The organism is Paenibacillus baekrokdamisoli (genome assembly GCF_003945345.1).
GTDB lineage: Bacteria > Bacillota > Bacilli > Paenibacillales > Paenibacillaceae > Paenibacillus_Z > Paenibacillus_Z baekrokdamisoli.
In genome coordinates this window covers 4,812,005-4,831,689 of the sequence record NZ_AP019308.1, presented here as the reverse complement: position 1 = coordinate 4,831,689, position 19,685 = coordinate 4,812,005, and the positions used below count along the sequence as shown (strand labels likewise).

The following is a 19,685-nucleotide window of genomic DNA, read 5'->3' as shown; positions in this document are numbered from 1 at the left end:
AACATGCATGGGTTCGCGAGAAACTAGAAGTTTCGAGAGAGACGAGATACCTTTCTATAGAACCAGCAATCAATATGTATGGAAATGACAATCAGGAGGAAACAAAATGAGTACACAGAGTCTGGGAGTTCCATTAGAAGGTTTTGCTGAATTTAGCCGAACGGTAGCCGCAGAAGGCGCGGTGCTGTTAAAGAATGAAAGACAGGTGCTTCCGCTTCGAAACGGCGAGAATGTTTCAATTTTCGGCAGAACCCAAGTTAATTACTATCGCAGCGGTACAGGTTCGGGTGGGAGTGTCCATGTTTCTTATACGACCAATTTGTTGGATGGTCTTCGCAGTAAAAAGAACCTTACAGTTAACGAAGAACTGGCGGCTGTCTATGAAAAGTGGATTGAGCAAAATCCATTTGATAATGGCGGAGGCGGCTGGGCTGCAGAGCCGTGGCACCAGAAGGAAATGCCTTTAACCGATGAACTGGTGTCGGAGGCAAGAAGCAAATCGAACAAGGCGATCATTGTGATCGGACGTACAGCGGGAGAAGACCAGGATAATGCCGACGAGCCGGGAAGCTACCAATTAACGGCGGAAGAAAAAGCGATGCTGAAGCAGGTGACTGCCTATTTTGAACAAACTGTCGTTGTGCTGAATGTATCGAATATTATTGATATGAGCTGGATGAACGATGAAAGCTATGTGCACCCGATTTCGTGCGCCATCTACTCTTGGCAGGGCGGCATGGAAGGGGGCAATGCGATTGCCGACGTGCTGGCCGGAGAGGTGACACCGAGCGGTAAATTAACCGATACGATCGCTTATTCCATCGAGGATTATCCATCGACCCGCAATTACGGCAATGAATTTAAAAACGTTTATCAGGAAGATATCTACGTGGGATATCGTTATTTCGAGACGTTTTGCCCGGATAAGGTTCAATTTGAATTTGGTTTCGGTTTATCTTACACCTCATTTAAAATCGAGCCTGAGGAAGCCAAACTGACCACCAAAGAAGGAGAAAAATACGTTGAAATCGACGTAACTGTAACAAATACGGGAACCACCTTTGCGGGAAAAGAGGTCGTGCAGGTCTATTACGAAGCACCGCAAGGAAAGCTGGGGCAGCCGGCTAAAGCTCTGGCGGCATTCGGGAAGACAAAAGTCCTTCAGGCGGGTGAATCGCAGCGTCTTACCGTGAGCTTCCCTGTTCATTCTATGGCCTCCTATGATGACGCCGGTGTGACGGGGCATCCTTCCGCTTATGTACTAGAATCCGGGACATACCGCATTTATGTGGGAACCAGTGTCAAAAATCTGACGGAAATAGGCGCCCAAGGACAAAACGGTTACGTCGTGGAAGCTCTTCAAGTCGTGGAGCAGCTGCAGGAGGCGCTGGCACCGACGGAAAGCTTTACGAGAATGAAGCCGGGCGCTCGGAAGGAAGACGGTTCGTATGAACTCATCTCTGTAGAAGTACCGAAGCGAAAGGTTTCTTTAGCGGAACGGATCGAGAAAAATCTTCCCGAAACTTTAGAGCAAACCGGTAATCAAGGACATAAATTAAGAGATGTTTATGACCGGAAAGTCGACATGGAAGCCTTTATCGCCCAGCTCAGCGATCAGGATCTGGCTGCGATAGTCAGAGGAGAAGGCATGAGCAGTCCGTTGGTTACACCGGGTACGGCTTCGGCTTTCGGGGGGGTAAGCGATAGCTTATTCAATTACGGAATCCCGGTTGCTTGTACGGCAGACGGACCGTCCGGGATTCGTATGGATAGCGGGCAGAAGGCGACCCAGGTTGCAATTGGAACCTTGCTTGCGGCAACCTGGAATGCGGAACTGATCGAAGAACTTTATGTCATGGAAGGCCAGGAATTATTAAGCAACAACGTGGATACCTTGCTAGGACCCGGCTTGAATATCCGGCGCAGTCCGCTCAATGGACGTAACTTTGAGTATTTTTCGGAAGATCCGCTGATTTCCGGGGTATTTGCCGCAGCATGCACGCGAGGCATTATGAAGGGCGGCTCTAACGCCACGCTGAAGCATTTCGCCTGCAACAACCAGGAAAAGCATCGCAGTAAGGTAGATGCCGTCGTTTCCGAACGCGCCCTTCGGGAGATTTATCTGAAAGGCTTTGAAATCGCGGTGAAGCAGGGCGGCGCGAATTCGATTATGACCTCCTATAATCCCATCAACGGGCATTGGGCGGCTTCTAATTATGATATGAATACCACGATTCTTCGCGGGGAATGGGGCTTTAAAGGCATCGTGATGACGGATTGGTGGGCTATCATGAACGATGTCGTCGATGGAGGACCTGCGGATCGAAAATATACGAATTGGATGGTCCGCGCACAAAACGACCTGTATATGGTTGTTCCTAACTATGGGGCGGAAATCAATGGCTGGGATGACAATACTCTCGATTCCTTGGAAAATGGCACCTTAACCCGTGGGGAACTTCAGCGCTCTGCCATTAACATTTGCGAGTTCATCATGCATGCACCGGTGTTCTCAAGAAAACAGGAGATTGTAGAAACGGTCGATACATTCAAGGCGAATCCATCTCTTTCGCCGGAGCAAGCACAAGCACTATCCCAAAATGCACAGGTTAAACCTGCCGCAGCTGGGTCGACCTATGTGAAAGTGGATCAGGCCGGCCAATACCGGATCATTGTCAACATCATGTCTCCGGAACCTGAGCTGGCTCAAAGCGCTTGTAATGTGACCCTGAACGATCAATTGATGACGACCATTCAAACGAATGGGACGGAAGGCAAATGGATCAGACAGAAACTTGTGAAAATCGAACTGGAAGCAGGCCTTTATGAATTGAAATTGGATTTCGTCAAACCAGGCTTGCAGATCGACTGGATCGAATTTAAACAAGTGTGAATGTAGAAACAGCAATGAGCTGATTAAGCCGCCGCCAAGCCAACTCGCCATACGACTATGTCAACACGCGGCGGTCAATGGTGGATTTGCCTCTCCACGGTTCGCATCAACCATACAAACCCACAATCGTAAGAGGTTGTGGGTTTTTTGCTGTAGCGGAAATCTCTTCACCTAGATGAAAGGAGCAGTTTCGGAAGGAGTTGAGAGGACACTACTATAGTTCTTCGTTTAGGTTAAAATAAGCGTAGAATATGTGAGACGGTTTCGTAAATGGGGTGAACTAGATGAACAATCGGGACATACATGATAACGGGATTGAGCCTTCTTTTTCGACAAGTAATGTTCAGACCGTGACGCTTGGCATGGGTTGTTTTTGGAGTCCTGAAGCCTTGTTTGGTCATTTACCGGGTGTCATCAGAACGAGTGTGGGATACGCTGGGGGCAGTTCTATTGCGCCTACATATCGTGAAATGGGGGATCATACGGAGACGGTCCAAATTGATTTTGATCCTGAGATCATTACGTTTGAAACCATCCTGGATATGTTCTGGAATAACCACAATCCCATGAATATCAATGATTATAAAGGACGGCAGTATAGGTCTCTGTTGCTTTATTGTGATGGCAATCAGCAGGAAGTGATCCAGCAGGTTCTAGGGAAAAGGAAGGAGCTAGGTAAGGGGGAGCCTGAAACTGAGATTGCTCCATACACCGGATTTTACCTTGCCGAAGATCGGCATCAAAAATATTATCTGAAGAGGTATCCGCATGCGATGGAAAGGTTTAGCACCCTGTATGCTTCTCAAGATGAACGGATACTTGCTACTTTGGCGGCTCGCTTGAATGGTTTGGCAAAAGGATATACCAATTTGGCGCACATCATCAATGAAATCCAACAATGGCCAACAAGTTCAAGTAATCGAAATAGGATGATTGAGCTTATCAAACAAATTCGGTGGTAAGTAATAAAAGGCAGCTTAAAAACGAATTTACGAGGCTGGATTATCGGAGGAGGAATGTGGAATGAATTTATTTCAAATGCGACTAGACTCTCATGGGGTAAAACGGATGGCGGAGTTCTTGAAGAATAATTTTGTTGGAATGGATTGGCCTGGTATTGGCGATTTGGAGAATGTGAGCAAGGATGAATTGAAGAAGAGACTAGCTTACATTAATTACGTTGAGGGACAGGAACTGCTCGATCAATTGGAGGAGGTGAGTACCTTCGTACATGTCATGCAGGACGGAGACTACCTCCTTGTTACGGATAAAGATGCTGTCCATCTGGGTGATCTTGGCGACTATTACTATCTTGATAGGTTTAACACGGAAGAGGATGAAGAGGCGGCGGCGGCTAATCTTTGTCATCGACGTGGCGTAACCTGGATAAAGAGCCTTTTAAGGGAAGAATTACATGCGGAGCTGCAGCAATTTCTCATTCATCCGGTAGCGGTTGCGAAGTTCGAACGGTCCATTTCTCAGGAGCAATTGGAGCGCTGGATGTCCAAATCTAATGAGAGTAAGCAAGAAGCGGGCAGCCCGATGTGTGTAGATGCGCAGACCATTGAGGAAGCGTTGGACATTTTAAGAAAAGCTATGAGAAGCGAAGACGTGGATCGGCGGGAACGGGCTGCGATAGCGATTTTGCAGTATGCAAAATGATGGTAGAGGAAAGCAATCTATTAATAAGCTAAAAGGAGAGGGAACATGTCTATTCATCAGCTTTTGAGAGATAACATCACTCTATTACAAGAAAATGCTTACCCTGGGAGGGGAATCATCATAGGTATGACTCCTTCTCGGGCTCATTATGTTCAGGTGTACTGGATTATGGGGAGAAGCGAAAATAGCCGAAATCGTATTTTTGAAATCGAAGGGGATTTTGTAAAGAACAAGGCATTTGATGAGTCCAAGATGATTGATCCTTCATTGATTATTTATTATCCGCTCAAGAAAATAAATGATATCCATATTATTTCGAACGGAGATCAAACCGAAACGATAGTGGATGGGTTAAAGAGTGCTGAAACATTCGAAAGCTCCTTATGTACACGGGAATATGAGCCGGATGCTCCCCATTTTACGCCTAGAATTTCGGGTATTATTGATATATCTAATAAAAATTATAAACTATCGATTCTCAAAAGTTCTCGCAATCGTCCTGAAATCTGTGTAAGAAACTTCTATAATTACGATAAATTTGTACCCGGCGAAGGACATTGCATTCATACGTATAGTAAAGAGGTCGATGGTACCCTATTCTCTTATAACGGTGAACCTTTCGAAGTCCCTCTAGTAGAGGATATAGAAGAAGTGAAGAATTACTACTGGAATATTCTAAATCCGCAAAACAGAATCTCTCTCTTAGTTAAGTTTATCGACACAACAACCTCGCAAGAAACAATAAGCTTGGTAAATAAGAATTTTGAAAGAAACTGAGGAATCATCATAAGTCAATATGCTTTCCAACAATATAATCTTGTATTCGTGCAGAACATCTCCTGCTGTAGGACCATTGAGAGACAACACTTTCGCTCCCAAAGAGAACGCAACACGTGCGTAAAGCGCCACGATGCTGAAGAGAATGCTGCAAGAATTGAAATTCATAAACTAAGAAGATTGACAATCAGACCGCCACGGCATCGTGGCGGTCTTCGTATCTGACAGTGCTCATTTATTTATAGCTTGCGATTTAATCCAATTAATAAGACTTATCTGTATAAAACACTTTGGATTGAAGCACATCCAAAGCGCGTTCGATTTCACCCAGTTCTTCTTCGGAAGTCTTCTGTATCCGCTGCAGGAAACGGGTTTCTATGCGTTTAAAGGCTTCATTCATCATAGCTTGCCCTTCCATAGAAAGACGGATATATTGCTTGCGTCGATCGCTGGCATCGGCAAATTTTTCGCATAGATTTTTTTCACTAAGTTTCTTCAGCTCTCGACTCGTATTCGGCATGGACATATGCAGACAATCGCTTATCTGACTGAGGGTAACGGGCTGACTAACCGCGAGATATTCAAGAATACTATATTGAACAGGGGTAATGGCAGCGGATTTAATATCTTTTGTCATTTCATGTGTTACTTCATGAACAGTATTGGTAAAGGCCACAAACTTATGAAACAAAGCATTTTTGTCCAAAGGGATCACCTCTTCCTAACAATAACAATATAATTATCATAAAACAATTATCATTTGACAACTAAAAACGAGATGTGTTACCATTTTGTTATCAGATGATAAGTAAAGAGGTGGCACGATGAAAACGCTGGTTATTTATACGCATCCCAATCATCAGAGTCTAAGTTATGCATTTATGCAAAAAGTCATCGAAGGAAGCAGTGAGAATCCCCTTATTGAAGAGGTAAAGGTGCTGGATTTGTACGAGGAGGGGTTTAATCCGATTCTGGTTTTCAATAAAACAAAACGCAGAAGGGATATGCATACCGATCCGGAGCTTGCCAAGTACCGCGAACAAATTATGTGGGCGGATACAATCGTTTTCGTATATCCGATATGGTGGGGACGGCCTCCCGCTATGCTCATGGGTTATATCGACCAAATGTTTTCTTCAAACTTTGCCTATAAAGATAAGGGCGGACTTCTGCCAGAAGGACTCTTGAAGGGGAAGTCAGTGGTTTGTATTTCAACGATGAAGGGACCTACTTTTTATCTTTTATACTGGTTGTATAATGCGCACAAGGTATTAATGAGGAAGGCCTTGTTTAATTATGTGGGTATAAAAAAAGTGAAGTTTTTTGAATTTGGGAATATGGAAAGTCCAAAAGGGAAACATGCGGAGAAATTAAATAAAATCTATCGTTATTTCAAAATGATAAATGCCTGAAGAGTATGAATAAGCACCCACGGCTGACGAAATCTGTGGTAAGGATAGCCGATCCACTAGGAGTAAGCTTGGGGGATCGGCTTTTTACACTGCGTGACCTCTTCAGGTTCCGCTATTCTCGAAGGAAAGCAAGTACCTCAGCGGCTTCAGCACCGCCGGCCTCTGCATGGTTAAGGAGTGGAATTCCATGAGGTCCTCGCGCTTGCTTGAGCGCTGGATTCTCATTCAGAATCGCTCGAACTAGATCCAGCTTACCCAGCATGGCTGCTGCGAATAGATCAATCCGCGCCCCTTTCTCAAGTAGATAAAGGGCAATATCCTTCCTCCCCATGTGAGCGGCCGCTCCCAGTGCAGTCTCCCAGTCGCCGCCACCCCAATCCCAAGCGGCATGAAGCAGACCAGGCTCCGCCTCAAGAAGCTCTCGAACTCGATCCAAATCACCATGAGCATTACCTACAAATTGTTGCACCAATTCTGGATTTATGGCTGTTTTGTTTTCCACTGGACAGTTCTCCTTTAGGGTTTGTTAGTGTAAGAGCAGCGCTAGTTCTTGATGGCCTTTGATCTGGGCTAACAGGGATGCCGTATCCCCGGTATCTGTCAGAGCAGATTTGTCCGCATGATGATGGAGCAGCAGCTTCGCTATCGACTCTCTTCCAAAATAGGCCGCAACATGAAGAGGACTAAAGCCTGGCCGCCATTTGCCTTCGCATTTCGCATTTACATCCGCCCCGTAGTTGATAAGGATCTCTACGACATGCTCATAATTACCGGCAATTGCGGCATGAATGGCCATGTTGTTCAGGTTGCCATCGCTGCTTTGAGCATTAATATCAGCGCCGTGCTCGAGCAGCAGCTTGACCGTCTCTTCGTTGCCGAAATGAGCAGCAAGACCAAGCAGTGTATACCCATCTGTGCTGCAGCTGTGAATGAGATCGGGCGACTGGCTGAGTAATTCTTTGACGCGCCCCGTGTGACCAACCGCGCAGGCTTCAAAGATCGTAAGCTCCGCCCCTTTGCCGACAAGCAGTTCCCGCACTTCATTGGCTCTGTAGTAAGCAGCCATAAGAACAGCAGTCTCTCCCTTGCTATTGCTAGCATTCACCAGCGTTGCATCCTGGCCGAGCAGCTCCGTAACCCGTTCTAGGTTGTTGATTTTGACTGCATCGATCATTTCATTGCGAAGCTGGTGAACGCGATCTGCCAGCAGTTGGGCTTTCTTCAGAAGCTCTTCCGAGGATTGAATGCCAACGTTAATGAAATGAGACACCGCTCTGGACCGGTTTGTCTCCAATCCGGATTCGACCAGCAAATCGACGGCTTTCAGCGATAGATCATCAAGACGGATGGAAATGACGACACTTTGTTTTTTAGGTGGCATGTTGGATTCCTTATGCGATTTTTGTAATTTTAATTACAAAAATACAATATCACAATGCGCTATAAATTTCCAGTCCGCGACACAATTATGTTGCGATAGGATTATCTTTGGACAACATCCTAACGACTGCAAACTTTTACCAGTCCGAGGTTTATTGCAACCTTATGAGAACTAGCGCCGTCTCTAGACATATTGAACACAACAAAAAACAACACCAAGGAGATACAAACATGAAAAAACGTACTGTGTTAATCATCATGACAATCGTAATGGGAATTATGCTTTCAGCTTGCTCCAGTAATAACGGCAATAACGCGAGCACCAATAAGCCCGGAAATACCGCGAGCCAAGAGAAACCCGTCCAATCGAAGCTTACAACCAAGGAAATGGTAGATGAGATGCTTAAGCAAGTCGAACAACCTATGCTAATGGAGCTTACAGCCGACATGGTAAAAAACCTCTACCATCTGGATCCAGCAGTGGTTGAACAATATACAATTATGACGCCATTAATGAATGTGAAAACCAACGAAATCGCCATCTTTAAAGTGAAGGATGCCAAAGATATTGCCGCAGTGGAAACAGCAGTTAAAAAACGTGCCACCGATGTACAGAAGTCATTCGAAACCTACCTGCCTGATCAATACGAGAATGCGAAAAATTATAAGCTTGTGACCAAGGGCAATTATGTTCTCTTCATCATTTCGGATAAAGCCGCTGACCTCGAGAATATCTTCAACAGCTTCTTCGATAAAGCGTAAAGCCTATGGTATTCAGCAGCCTGCTCTTCCTTTTTCTATTCTTGCCTGCTGTATTGCTTGTCTATTTCTGCTCCCCATGGCGGATGAAGAATCTAATCTTATTCGTATTTAGTCTACTCTTCTATGCCTGGGGCGAGCCGGTCTACATTGTCATTATGCTTCTCTCCACGGTGACGGATTATAGCTTTGGCCTGCTTCTTAGCAGACCGAAGCTCCGTCCTATTCAGCGCAAATGGATTGTTATCGCTTCGGTGATTGTTAATTTGAGCCTCTTATCTTATTTCAAATATGCAGACTTCCTCATTCATAATGTGAATGCATTGTTAGGTACGCATATTCCGCTTACCGACCTTCCGCTGCCAATCGGTATTTCCTTTTACACCTTCCAATCGATGTCCTACATTATTGATGTGTACAAAGGAAAGGCGAAGGCGCAGCGCAATTGGATTGATTTCGGAACGTTCGTCGCGTTATTTCCACAGCTGGTAGCAGGTCCTATCGTGCAATATTCCACACTTGCTGAGCAATTACGCAGCCGTAAGGTATCTGTGGAGCTGTTTGCAGAGGGGATCCGGCGGTTCATTATGGGACTCGCGAAAAAAGTACTGCTAGCCAACAATATTGGATTGTTGTGGCATACAATCTCCAATTCCAATATGGATACGATGCCGATTTTAACCGCATGGCTGGGCATTATTGCTTTTGCCTTCCAAATTTACTTTGATTTCAGCGGTTATTCGGATATGGCTATCGGACTTGGTCTCATGTTCGGCTTCCGATTCAATGAGAATTTCAACAAACCGTACACGTCTCAGAGTATTACGGACTTTTGGCGCCGCTGGCATATTTCGCTAAGTACGTGGTTTCGTGATTATGTCTATATCCCGCTTGGTGGCAACCGAAGAGGCGGGCTCATTCAGCTCCGCAACATTCTGATTGTATGGCTGCTGACAGGGATTTGGCATGGCGCAAGCTGGAATTTCCTGCTATGGGGGCTGTACTTCGGCGTTATTCTTATTATTGAGAAATGGCGTATGCTTGCTATTCTGCAGCGACTTCCAAGGTGGGTGCGTCATGTCTATGCACTGATTCTCATTCTGATTGGATGGGTACTGTTCGCCTTCGATCAGTTTCCTGCAATGCTTCATTATCTGCGGGCGATGGTCGGCTTGAACGGCCAACCTCTGTGGAATACAGACACCTTGTATATGACGTATACGAATGCGATTCTGCTGCTGGTACTAGCCGTCGCTTCCTTGCCGACCGATAAATTACGCCGAGATTATAACCAGACACTTCAGCTAGGCTGGTATACGGTTCTATTCTTCTTGTCTGTCGCCTATTTGGTAGATGCCACCTTCAACCCTTTCTTATATTTCCGTTTCTAGCAAAGGAGAATCCATGATATGAAATCACGGGCAGATCGAATACTTATAGGTGGGTTCGTGGCGGTTCTCTTCAGCATGTCCCTGTTATTCGTCATTCTGCCATATCGCAGCTTCTCCGAAGTTGAGAATCGTCCTCTGCAGCATATTCCTCAGCTTTCCTGGGCGAATATATGGTCGAAGACATTCTCGGAGGAGACCGAAAATTTCATAACGGATCATTTTCCGCTGCGAACGGAGTGGGTTTGGGCGAAGTCGGTGATGGAGCAGCTGCGGCTGCAGCAGGAGAATAATGGAGTCTACAAAGGCAAAGACGGCTACCTATTCGAAAAGTTTGCGGAGCCGAGTTATAAGCAGGTACAGCAATATACGGAGGCTGTGAAGCAGTTCGCGCAGGCACATCCGGAGGTGGATATGACCTTCCTGCTTGCACCTACTTCCTCAGGTATGTACCCGGAGAAAATGCCATGGCTCGCTCCAATCTACTCGCAAGCGAAGGTAAATGCATTTATTGCGGAGCAGCTGAAAGGCAGCTTATCGTTCATGAATGGATTTGATACCCTAAGTTCGCATGTTGCAGAGCAGCTCTATTACCGGACCGACCATCATTGGACGACGCATGGTGCGTACTTAGCCTATGCAGCCTACGCGCGGAAGATGGGCTGGAAGCCGCTGGCCGAATCCGACTTTACGATTACAACGGTTACGGACTCGTTTCTCGGAAGCTATCATACTAAGAGTCAATTTGCCGGCCTGAAGCCTGATTCCATCCAAGCTTATATACCCAAGAATCCTGTTGATACAAGCCTATATATTGCGGATACGAATCAGACGTTCGCCAGCCTGTACGACTTCAGCTTTCTCGCGAAGAAGGATAAATATTCGTATTTCCTAGGCGGGGTTCATGCGTTAATGAAGATTACAAGCAAGCTCGATCCGCAGACGGTTAAGCAAGAGAAGCTGCTCGTCATCAAGGATTCTTATGCCCACAGCTTCATTCCGTTCCTCACGCTTCACGTACCGGAAATTGATGTCATCGACATTCGTTACTATAACGGCAGCATAAGTAAATATATGTTGGAGAATGGCATTACAAAGGTGCTGTTTCTGTTCAATACGACAACGTTCATCGATAATAACGCCATTATGAAGCTGAGCTGATAGGGTCATTTCATAGCCCACACCAAGGAAAATCCACAACTGATTAGGTTGTGGTTATTTGCCGTTCACATGGAAGTCTTCCAGCCCTACTATTTACATATGAATATAAGCTCTCTTATTGTAGAATGGTGCACAGAAGTGAAAGCGCAATTGTTGTAGTTGTAATCAAAATAGCAAAATAAAAATTCAGTTTAAGTTTGGCGATATGTGGGACTATGAGTATTTTATCAATGATGAAATCAAATGGGGAGGTAACGATACCGGAAAGAAAGGACTAAAGAAAGTGGTAGATGGCGTTGCCGAACCATGTGAAAAATGCAATGAAATTGTTGATTACTTGAATTAGAATCTTGCTGAAGTGATACAACAGTTAAAGAAAAGGTTTCCCAATGTGGAGGTTATTATAAGTCATGCAACAAGTAAAAGAAGGTGTTATTAATAGATAAATTTGCAATAGTAAGTTCACTTCTGGGGTTCAAAATAGCTAATGTTAATGAGATTCAAGGTTTTACCGAGATTGAGGTGGAACATTGTGAAAAGATCATAGGTTCTCCATTTCCTTATCAATATAGAGAGTTTCTCTTGTCAATTGGTCAGAATGCAGGGATGCTCTTTCAAGGGACAGATATTTTATTTCGAAATGCAGAAAACCTATTGGAGCTAAGAAAAGAAGCTGAAAACTTAATGGATGAAAACCAAGAATCATTTAATTTACCTACCGGTGCGTTTGTATTTTCAATGCACCAAGGATATGAATTCAACTTCTTTGTAATAACAGAGGGAAATGACCCTCCAGTTTACCAGTATGTAGAGGGCGATGGACCTCCAGTTTTAGTTTGGGATAGTTTTAGTACCTTTCTTAGAAAATCAATAAATTCCTGTTCTCAAGCTGTAAAAGACGGCATTATTCCACTGTGATGTTTTGATATCCTTGAGCTGCAAGCTCGTCAAATAACCATTCTTTGTTGAGTCCGCTATCGTGTAAGTTACCCCATAGAATCTCACCGTCCATTATTAAGGAGTCTATGAGATAAACTGGGTTCTCCGGCAGCTAAAGATCTTGCTTGGTGGGTTGTTTAGACGTGGCATTCAGCAGCAGGCTGATCTGGCCATTGACCTCAAATATACCGTTTTTGACCTCTCGCAAGGATAATACGCTATTTTGCCGAAGTGAAAACTATCTGGTTAAAGCACAATATAACAACGTCAAAGGAACGAAGGATGGATAAGGGACCATGGCAATTCAAGAAATAAGCGAAGACGAGTGGCTAAATATGGTTCGGATTGGTAATGGTAAGGATGCCATCCTCTTCTCTAGTCCATTCTGTGGGACCTGCAAAGTGGCAGAACGAATGCTCGAGGTTGTAGAAGCTTCTAATGTTCCTATAACGATGTATAAGATCAACATTAACTATGCGCCTAAGCTTCGTGAGGCTTGGAAGATCTCTAGTATTCCTTGTCTGGTGCTGCTCCAGAATGGTGAACCGATTCGGTTTGAGTATGCCATGCGTTCAGTTAATTATTTGTACGATATCATGATAAAATAGAGACAGCCTGAGATGAGGAGTGGTTGTAGTGAAATATCGGAGATTAGGCAAGACGGAATTAGATGTTTCGGTCATTGGGCTTGGAACCTGGCAATTCGGAGGAGAATGGGGAAGGGCATATACGCAACCAGAAGTTGATGCCATACTCGACAAAGGTAAGGAACAAGGTATTAATCTCATCGATACGGCGGAGTGCTACGGTGATCATTTGTCAGAGTCGTTCATCGGTAACTATATTGCAAGACGTAATCGTGAAGATTGGATTATCGCTACGAAGTTCGGCCATCATTTCCATGAGCGGTTTACGCGTACGGACGTATTCGAGCCGCAGGATGTGATCAAACAGCTGGATGCTTCATTAAAAGCACTACATACCGACTACGTTGATCTGTATCAGTTCCATTCAGGACCGGATCAGGCATTCGATAATGATGCTCTGTGGACTACGCTCGACAAACAGGTACAAGCGGGGAAAATCCGCCATCTTGGCATATCCATCGGCAGCAATGACAATCTTCATCAGACGGATGCTTCAACGCAAGTGAACGCTAGTGTGATTCAAGTTGTATATAACCGGTTGGACCGCATTCCAGAGGAGAGGGTGTTCCCGTCTTGTGAACGGCAGGATTTGGGTGTACTGGCACGCGTACCGCTTGCCAGTGGTTATCTTAGCGGCAAATATAAGCCTGGAGCCACTTTCAGTGAAACGGATGTCCGGCATCGGCATGATCTGAAGAGCACAGAGCTTAAGCTGCAGGAAGTGGAGCGCATCAAGCAGAATGAGGTACCAGCGGGCGTAGATATGGCTAGCTGGGCATTGGCATGGTGCTTGAAGCATCCAGCGGTAACCGCTGTAATTCCGGGATGTAAAGATCCGGAGCAGGTTGTGGCAAATGCAAAAGCAGCGGAGTTAATCGATAGCCTATAATAGAATGAAAAAACACTGACCGCGGTCAGTGTTTTTTCATTCTATCCAGAGTGTCGAGAAAGTCAAACGGACTTTCCGACACTTTATTTTTTATTGGGGGAGACTCAAGTTTTAAAACGAAAATCGATTTAAAACGATCTGAGACCCCAGTTTTGTTGACCCGAATGGCTATTTTTAACCCCCTGCAAAAAACAGGGGGTTTCTCGACAGCCTGATAGAATGAAAAAACACTGACCGCGGTCAGTGTTTTTTCATTCTATCATTAATTGTGCTAAGCTGCTCGGCATGAAATTGCATGTCTTCTAAAATTTCGATAACCTGATTATTAATGCCTACTTCAACATCCTGAATGGTAATTAATTGAGTCTGAGCTTGCTGCTGGTTGTCCTTACAGGTGTGAACTACACTCTCTGTGACGTAACTGATATGTAAAAAAGGGAGAGGATTCTCCCTTAGGCTTCTTGCTATAAGAATATCTTTGCTAACCGTTATCCTCAGTAGGATCTTTTTTGCCGCCGCCAACGTAGAGGCCCACATGACCATCATGGCTGCCCCAATGACCACCGACATCGAAACCAACGCCGTGCCCGCCACCAAGATGACCATGGGCATTCATGCCAACGCCTTTATTTCCTCCCAAATGGCCGGCAGCTTCTAAAGAAACACCATGACCAGCGCCAACATCAGCACCGGCATGCATGCCAAGCCCATGCATACCTCCGACTTGACCGCCAGCATGAACACCTAGCCCTTGTCCGCCGCCCAGATGACCGTGGGCATTTACGTTAGCGCCATAGTGTCCTCCAAAATGACTTCCCGTGTTGAAACCAAGGACCTGACCGCCGCCAATATTGGCACTTCCATGAGCACCAAGGCCGTGAGTTCCTCCCACTTGACCGCCAGCATGAACACCTAGTCCTTGGCCTCCGCCCAGATGACCATGGGCATTGAGGTTAGCTCCATAGTCCCCACCGAGATGACCATGAGCATTCATAGCTGCAAGATGATCCCCGCCAAACTTTCCATTCGCATGCATGCCGACACCATATTTTCCACCAAGCTGAGCTTGAGCATGAAGGCCTAACCCTTGATTATCGGGCTGAACCGGCTGAGCGTGAACATATTCCTCTCTAGGACGCTGTACGCCATAATAGCCACCGCCATAAGGATATACACCGCTATAATATACCCCGCCATAAGGATAAGCCTGCTGATATTGTCGCGGATCGAAATAAGAATAGCTGTATGGATTCACATAGCGATAGTCATAAATCGGCTGAGGATATGGACCATAGTTGTAGAAGTTTCTTGTCATTGAGTACCCCTCCAAAAACAGACTGATGCTATAGCCTATTCACAAACGGGCAGAGTGACACATGCCTAGGCGAAATTTGAGCGATTCATCCACAGAATTGCTAAAAATAGTGATAATACGGAATTGAAATTCACAGCTCGATCCAACCAACTCCACCCCCTGTCAACCTTGTAGCAACACCCTATTTTGATATGGAGGTTGATAGGTATTTTGAATGCTATCTAAATGATTGATCCTCAACCATTTACTATTTTTTCATAATTCATTCACACAATTTCCTAAAATTAGCTAAAAAAAATAAAATTGTATACACAAAATTTGCTATTTTCTAAAAAAAGCTTATCCTAATAGGAAGAAAGAACCAACTAGAGTTAAAGGGGCTGATGAATAATGTCGAATAAAGCGAGAGGCATGTTTAGACTCACCATTCAAAGGAAGCTTTTGATTGTATCTTCCTTTTTGTTAATCGTTCCTATTCTAGCTTTCGGGGTAGTAACCTATCAGGTAACGGGCAGAGAGACAACCTCCCTGATTGAGAATGGGTTAAAGAATAACGTAGAGATGGCTGGGCAAATGCTGATTGCCTTGGATACCGAAGTGCGCAGCGGTTCCATAACGCTTGATGAGGCCAAAGAAAACTTGCGTATCCTCCTACTAGGGGAGAAGCAGGCTGACAATACGAGACCCATCAACGCGAAAATCGATCTAGGCAAGAATGGCTACTTCTTCGTTCTCGATGATAAGGGGAACTTGTTAGCCCATCCGAAGCTTGAGGGGCAGAGTATTTGGGACAAGAAAACGTCCGATGGCACTTATTACATACAAGATATGGTGAAGGCCGCGAAGAACGGCGGCGGGTTTACTTATTATAATTGGCCGCTTCCTGATTCAACGAAAGAAGCACTCAAGGTTGCCTATGCCGAGAATTTCGCATCATGGGGTTGGATTATTGCAGCGGGTTCATACATGCAGGACTATAATAGCGGGCAGCATGACATTCTGATTACAATGCTAATCACGCTCGGTATTTGTATAGCTGCAGGTTTAGCCATTCTGACCCCATTCGCTCTGCATATCTCAAGACCGGTCATCCGCATTTCGAATCAAGCGGAGCGTATGGCAGAAGGTGATTTGACTGGAAGCGAGATCATTGTCTCCAACAAGGATGAGATTGGACAGCTTGCGGCTTCCTTTAATCGCTTGTCGAGCAATCTAAGAGAGCTTGCCGGTAACCAGCTGCTTAGTGCGAACTCACTAGCTGCTTCTTCCAATCAGTTGTCTAGTGTAATTGGGGAAACGGTTCAAGCCGCTCATGTTACATCTGATTCTCTATCTGAACTGGCCGCTAATAATGCAACGCAAGCAGGCAGTATTGAAGAGACTTCCAATGCGATGGAAGAGATGGCAAGTGGGATTGGACGCATTGCAACTACGGCTACGACTACATTCGAAGCGTCCGCTGCTACTCTGCAGGAAGCAGAAGAAGGCAATCAGCTGATTATTCAATCTTCGGAGCAGATGACTTTCATCAGTGAGACGGTTGGCGATTTAAGCGCAGTTGTTAAGCAGCTTGGCGCGCGTACAAAGGAAATTGGTGAAATTGCCGAGGCGATTCAAGGCATTTCGCAGCAGACGAATTTGTTAGCTCTGAACGCGTCCATAGAAGCAGCTCGGGCGGGAGAGCATGGCAAGGGCTTCGCTGTCGTAGCCGGTGAAATTCGGAAGCTAGCAGAGCGTTCCAGTGATTCTGCCGCCAAGGTTACGGATCTAATCAGCACAATTGTCGGGGATATTCATCATGCCGGTGAATCTATGCTCAAAGGCGAGAATGAGGTCATGTCGGGTACCCTCTCCATTCACAAAACGGGTGAGGCTTTTGTCCGGATTCTTCAAGCGACCCGCAGTGTTGTCGATCAGGCAGAAGAAGCCTCGGCGGCTGCACAGCAGATGTCCGCAAGTGCGCAGGAAATCTCGGCAGCTCTTCAGCAAATGGAGAGTGTATCTGCGAATTCAGCAGGCACGGCAGGAGCCATCTCATCTGTCAATGAGGAGCAGTTGGCATCGATGGAGCAGATCGCTGCTTCGGCACAGAACTTAAGCCGGATGTCGGATAATATGAAGCAGCTTGCCAACAAATTTCATATCTGATGAAGGGCTATCCTTAAGGCTTCAATGCCAGAAGGATAGCTTTTTTGCTGCGTTTCGGTCATCATAAAGACATAGCAACGATATGAGCCAGTTCAATGTAGAGTTAGGAGATAAGAGATGAGAATACATATTATTGTCGCGGATGATGATCCCTATATTAGAGAGCTCCTGCGGTTTGTATTGAGTAAAGAAGGCTACATGGTGCTGGAAGCGGAGAATGGGGAAGTTGCCTCTACGATCCTTGAAAATGAGCAGGTGCATTTGGCAATTGTTGATATAATGATGCCCGTGATGAACGGTCTTGAGCTGTGCAGGGAGATTAGGGAGCATTATGACATTCCTGTTATCATGCTTACTGCAAAAGGAGAGATCGAGGATAAGGAGCAAGGGTTTGGTTCGGGAACCGATGATTATTTGGTCAAGCCCTTCGAGCCCAAAGAGCTGCTGTTCCGCATTCAAGCCTTGTTACGCAGATACAAATTAGTTTCATCCGAATTCATCAAGCTCGGTCAGGTGCATATCGATCGAAGGGGATATGAAGTGAAGATTGGAGAGCTAACGATTCCCTTGCCGCTGCGGGAATTTGAGCTGCTCGCTCAATTAGCCAGCCAACCGGGACGGATCTATACGCGTGAGCAATTAATCCAATTGATCTGGGGAGCAGACTTCTTAGGTGACAGCAGAACAGTCGATGTTCACATCAAGCGCTTGCGCGAGCGGTTCGCAGACCGGCAAGCAGATTTCACCATCACGACGATTCGTGGACTCGGGTATAAGCTGGAGGTTGGTGAAGGATGAAATCCTTATATATACGCATCGTGCTAACGTTCGTGATGATCGCTCTGGTTAGCAGCATCTTCGGCTTACTCATGACCAGCTTGTATTATGAGCTTCGATTGAAATCAGATAACGAGCAAAAAATCATGACGATTGGTGAGAATATCCGTTCCTTATACGAGCCGAACATGAAGGTGGATTTGGATACGTATCTGACTCATATTGCAGCTTTAGGGTTTCAAATTTATGCGGTTCATGGGAATTTGCAGGGCAAGGTCTATGGTTCTGCATTCAAGCATGGCCAATTATCAGACGCAGAGCTGCAATCCGTGCTAGATGGTGGCGTTTACCATGGTATGAGTGTAGAAAATCATCGTATACAGATCATCGCTTTCTTCGAAAATAGCATCCGCAATACGGTGGGGATTCCTATTGATTCCCCTGATGGGAAGGTAGCCTTATTCATTAGGCCGGATCTTCAGAAGCAGATCGGTGAAGTTCGAATCATCGTTGCCGTTCTTCTTGGAAGTACCTTCCTCATTAGTCTGCTGCTGATTATTGTTTTTTCTCGTTTTATTGTAAGACCAATCAAGGAGCTAACCAAGGCCACGCAGCGAATCGTCAAAGGAAACTTCAATGTTGGACTCGAGGTCTCACGCAAAGATGAAATTGGTGATCTGGCTAACCATTTCTCTCATATGACAAGGTCGATCCAACAGCTGGATCAGATGAGGCAGGAATTCGTTGCGAATGTCTCGCATGAGTTTCAAACCCCATTAACCTCGATTCAAGGCTTCGTTAGGGCAGTGCTGGATAAGGAGACTACGCCGGAGGAATCGGAGAGATACCTGACCATTATTGAAGAGGAGAGCAGGCGCTTGTCCTCCTTGAGCAAGCAGCTTCTTACGCTAGCTGCGCTGGATAAGGAAGATAAGGGTTTGCAAAAAAGCGAATTTCGCTTAGATGAGCAGATCCGACAGATCATCATCATGCTCGAATGGCAGTGGTCGGAGAAATCGTTGCAGCTGGACCTCGACCTTCCAGAGGTTATGATCGTCGCTGACGCTCAGCTGCTCTATGAGGTGTGGCTCAATCTGATTTCTAACAGCATCAAATTCTGTGAGTCTGGTGATACGATCAGTATCCGTATTACGAGCTCGGATGAAGAAACGATAGAGGTGGAGATCGGCGATACGGGCATAGGCGTTCCAGAAGAAGACATTCCTTTTCTCTTTGAGCGGTTTCACAAAGTAGATAAAATCAGGCAGCGATCCTCAACAGGAAGTGGCCTGGGGCTGTCCATCGTTCAGCAAGTGGTTACGCTTCATCAAGGGAACATTCAGCTGCAAAGCCAGTATGGCTCCGGGACGACCATCACCGTAACACTTCCGCGGTTGTAACTTGCCGCTGCTTTCCCTTGACTAAAGAATAGCCAGAGTGGGTAATGGGGGCATGAAAGTTCTTGCTCGAACATAGCGAAGAGGCTCATCCAATGATGTTAATTCATGGACGAGCCTCTTTGCTGTGTTTATTAATCG

At 45.6% G+C, this 19,685-nt stretch carries 19 protein-coding genes and 1 pseudogene; 15 read left to right on the top strand and 5 right to left on the bottom strand.

Annotated features, from left to right (window positions below):
- Positions 1 to 106: 106 nt before the first annotated feature.
- From EKN16_RS21330 to EKN16_RS21315, 4 genes are all read left to right on the top strand, one after another.
- Positions 107 to 2,893, top strand: a complete 2,787-nt coding sequence (locus EKN16_RS21330; RefSeq protein ID WP_125661902.1) for a glycoside hydrolase family 3 C-terminal domain-containing protein — start codon at positions 107 to 109, stop codon at positions 2,891 to 2,893.
- Between the two features lie 284 nt (positions 2,894 to 3,177).
- Entirely contained in the window at positions 3,178 to 3,855 is a 678-nt protein-coding gene (msrA, locus tag EKN16_RS21325) for a peptide-methionine (S)-S-oxide reductase MsrA (protein WP_125661899.1), read from the top strand.
- Positions 3,856 to 3,916: 61 nt separating this feature from the next.
- Complete coding sequence (locus EKN16_RS21320) at positions 3,917 to 4,555, top strand: hypothetical protein (protein ID WP_125661896.1); 639 nt, start codon at positions 3,917 to 3,919, stop codon at positions 4,553 to 4,555.
- Between the two features lie 45 nt (positions 4,556 to 4,600).
- Complete coding sequence (locus EKN16_RS21315; protein WP_125661893.1) at positions 4,601 to 5,332, top strand: IMP cyclohydrolase; 732 nt, start codon at positions 4,601 to 4,603, stop codon at positions 5,330 to 5,332.
- A 262-nt stretch (positions 5,333 to 5,594) separates the two neighbouring features.
- Here the strand turns inward: EKN16_RS21315 and EKN16_RS21310 are convergent, their stop codons facing one another.
- Positions 5,595 to 6,038: a MarR family winged helix-turn-helix transcriptional regulator gene (locus tag EKN16_RS21310; protein ID WP_125661890.1), complete on the bottom strand. Its 444-nt coding sequence runs from the start codon at positions 6,036 to 6,038 to the stop codon at positions 5,595 to 5,597.
- Between the two features lie 118 nt (positions 6,039 to 6,156).
- On the opposite strand from EKN16_RS21310, the gene EKN16_RS21305 reads away from it, so the two are divergent.
- On the top strand, positions 6,157 to 6,744 hold the full coding sequence (locus EKN16_RS21305) for an NAD(P)H-dependent oxidoreductase (protein ID WP_125661887.1): 588 nt from the start codon (positions 6,157 to 6,159) through the stop codon (positions 6,742 to 6,744).
- A gap of 112 nt (positions 6,745 to 6,856) precedes the next feature.
- On the opposite strand, the gene EKN16_RS21300 is transcribed toward EKN16_RS21305, so the two are convergent.
- Entirely contained in the window at positions 6,857 to 7,246 is a 390-nt protein-coding gene (locus tag EKN16_RS21300) for an ankyrin repeat domain-containing protein (protein ID WP_125661884.1), read from the bottom strand.
- A gap of 24 nt (positions 7,247 to 7,270) precedes the next feature.
- Positions 7,271 to 8,125: an ankyrin repeat domain-containing protein gene (locus EKN16_RS21295; RefSeq protein ID WP_125661880.1), complete on the bottom strand. Its 855-nt coding sequence runs from the start codon at positions 8,123 to 8,125 to the stop codon at positions 7,271 to 7,273.
- 230 nt (positions 8,126 to 8,355) lie between these two features.
- Here EKN16_RS21295 and EKN16_RS21290 point away from each other — a divergent pair, with 230 nt between their 5' ends.
- The 5 genes from EKN16_RS21290 (at position 8,356) to EKN16_RS21275 (ending at position 12,350) form a co-directional block, all read left to right on the top strand.
- On the top strand, positions 8,356 to 8,886 hold the full coding sequence (locus tag EKN16_RS21290) for a DUF4358 domain-containing protein (protein ID WP_125661877.1): 531 nt from the start codon (positions 8,356 to 8,358) through the stop codon (positions 8,884 to 8,886).
- 5 nt (positions 8,887 to 8,891) lie between these two features.
- Positions 8,892 to 10,274 (top strand): MBOAT family O-acyltransferase, encoded by a 1,383-nt coding sequence (locus tag EKN16_RS21285; protein ID WP_125661874.1) that lies wholly within the window; start codon positions 8,892 to 8,894, stop codon positions 10,272 to 10,274.
- A gap of 18 nt (positions 10,275 to 10,292) precedes the next feature.
- Positions 10,293 to 11,432, top strand: a complete 1,140-nt coding sequence (locus EKN16_RS21280; RefSeq protein ID WP_125661872.1) for a DHHW family protein — start codon at positions 10,293 to 10,295, stop codon at positions 11,430 to 11,432.
- Positions 11,433 to 11,637: 205 nt separating this feature from the next.
- Positions 11,638 to 11,778 carry a hypothetical protein gene (locus EKN16_RS32395; RefSeq protein WP_164522920.1) on the top strand — a complete coding sequence of 47 codons (141 nt, stop codon included), beginning with the start codon at positions 11,638 to 11,640 and terminating at the stop codon, positions 11,776 to 11,778.
- 83 nt (positions 11,779 to 11,861) lie between these two features.
- Positions 11,862 to 12,350 carry an SMI1/KNR4 family protein gene (locus tag EKN16_RS21275; protein ID WP_125661869.1) on the top strand — a complete coding sequence of 163 codons (489 nt, stop codon included), beginning with the start codon at positions 11,862 to 11,864 and terminating at the stop codon, positions 12,348 to 12,350.
- Here the strand turns inward: EKN16_RS21275 and EKN16_RS33640 are convergent.
- Positions 12,337 to 12,594, bottom strand: a pseudogene (locus EKN16_RS33640) (YetF domain-containing protein); the annotation flags it as partial. The gene EKN16_RS21275 and the pseudogene EKN16_RS33640 overlap by 14 nt on opposite strands.
- Before the next feature lie 73 nt (positions 12,595 to 12,667).
- Between EKN16_RS33640 and EKN16_RS21270 the strand changes: the two are divergent.
- Complete coding sequence (locus EKN16_RS21270; RefSeq protein ID WP_125661866.1) at positions 12,668 to 12,979, top strand: thioredoxin family protein; 312 nt, start codon at positions 12,668 to 12,670, stop codon at positions 12,977 to 12,979.
- Positions 12,980 to 13,007: 28 nt separating this feature from the next.
- A complete protein-coding gene (locus EKN16_RS21265; RefSeq protein ID WP_125661863.1) occupies positions 13,008 to 13,907 on the top strand; it encodes an aldo/keto reductase in 900 nt (299 codons plus the stop codon).
- 481 nt (positions 13,908 to 14,388) lie between these two features.
- On the opposite strand, the gene EKN16_RS21260 is transcribed toward EKN16_RS21265, so the two are convergent.
- Positions 14,389 to 15,222: a hypothetical protein gene (locus tag EKN16_RS21260; protein WP_125661860.1), complete on the bottom strand. Its 834-nt coding sequence runs from the start codon at positions 15,220 to 15,222 to the stop codon at positions 14,389 to 14,391.
- A gap of 390 nt (positions 15,223 to 15,612) precedes the next feature.
- Between EKN16_RS21260 and EKN16_RS21255 the strand changes: the two genes are divergently transcribed.
- From EKN16_RS21255 to EKN16_RS21245, 3 genes are all read left to right on the top strand, one after another.
- Positions 15,613 to 17,370 (top strand): methyl-accepting chemotaxis protein, encoded by a 1,758-nt coding sequence (locus EKN16_RS21255; protein ID WP_125661857.1) that lies wholly within the window; start codon positions 15,613 to 15,615, stop codon positions 17,368 to 17,370.
- A 117-nt stretch (positions 17,371 to 17,487) separates the two neighbouring features.
- Positions 17,488 to 18,168, top strand: a complete 681-nt coding sequence (locus EKN16_RS21250; protein WP_125661854.1) for a response regulator transcription factor — start codon at positions 17,488 to 17,490, stop codon at positions 18,166 to 18,168.
- Entirely contained in the window at positions 18,165 to 19,547 is a 1,383-nt protein-coding gene (locus tag EKN16_RS21245; protein WP_125661851.1) for a sensor histidine kinase, read from the top strand. The genes EKN16_RS21250 and EKN16_RS21245 overlap by 4 nt, the downstream gene beginning before the upstream one ends.
- Positions 19,548 to 19,685 lie beyond the last annotated feature (138 nt).

Bases quoted from the DNA above. Each gene is read 5' to 3' on its own strand.
- EKN16_RS21305 (WP_125661887.1), top strand. From the start codon at position 6,157: ATGAAAACGCTGGTTATTTATACGCATCCCAATCATCAGAGTCTAAGT.
- EKN16_RS21320 (WP_125661896.1), top strand. From the start codon at position 3,917: ATGAATTTATTTCAAATGCGACTAGACTCTCATGGGGTAAAACGGATG.
- EKN16_RS21245 (WP_125661851.1), top strand. From the start codon at position 18,165: ATGAAATCCTTATATATACGCATCGTGCTAACGTTCGTGATGATCGCT.
- EKN16_RS21330 (WP_125661902.1), top strand. From the start codon at position 107: ATGAGTACACAGAGTCTGGGAGTTCCATTAGAAGGTTTTGCTGAATTT.
- msrA (WP_125661899.1), top strand. From the start codon at position 3,178: ATGAACAATCGGGACATACATGATAACGGGATTGAGCCTTCTTTTTCG.
- EKN16_RS21260 (WP_125661860.1), bottom strand. From the start codon at position 15,222: ATGACAAGAAACTTCTACAACTATGGTCCATATCCTCAGCCGATTTAT.
- EKN16_RS21280 (WP_125661872.1), top strand. From the start codon at position 10,293: ATGAAATCACGGGCAGATCGAATACTTATAGGTGGGTTCGTGGCGGTT.
- EKN16_RS21250 (WP_125661854.1), top strand. From the start codon at position 17,488: ATGAGAATACATATTATTGTCGCGGATGATGATCCCTATATTAGAGAG.
- EKN16_RS21270 (WP_125661866.1), top strand. From the start codon at position 12,668: ATGGCAATTCAAGAAATAAGCGAAGACGAGTGGCTAAATATGGTTCGG.
- EKN16_RS21295 (WP_125661880.1), bottom strand. From the start codon at position 8,125: ATGCCACCTAAAAAACAAAGTGTCGTCATTTCCATCCGTCTTGATGAT.
- EKN16_RS21290 (WP_125661877.1), top strand. From the start codon at position 8,356: ATGAAAAAACGTACTGTGTTAATCATCATGACAATCGTAATGGGAATT.
- EKN16_RS21285 (WP_125661874.1), top strand. From the start codon at position 8,892: ATGGTATTCAGCAGCCTGCTCTTCCTTTTTCTATTCTTGCCTGCTGTA.
- EKN16_RS32395 (WP_164522920.1), top strand. From the start codon at position 11,638: ATGTGGGACTATGAGTATTTTATCAATGATGAAATCAAATGGGGAGGT.
- EKN16_RS21255 (WP_125661857.1), top strand. From the start codon at position 15,613: ATGTCGAATAAAGCGAGAGGCATGTTTAGACTCACCATTCAAAGGAAG.
- EKN16_RS21315 (WP_125661893.1), top strand. From the start codon at position 4,601: ATGTCTATTCATCAGCTTTTGAGAGATAACATCACTCTATTACAAGAA.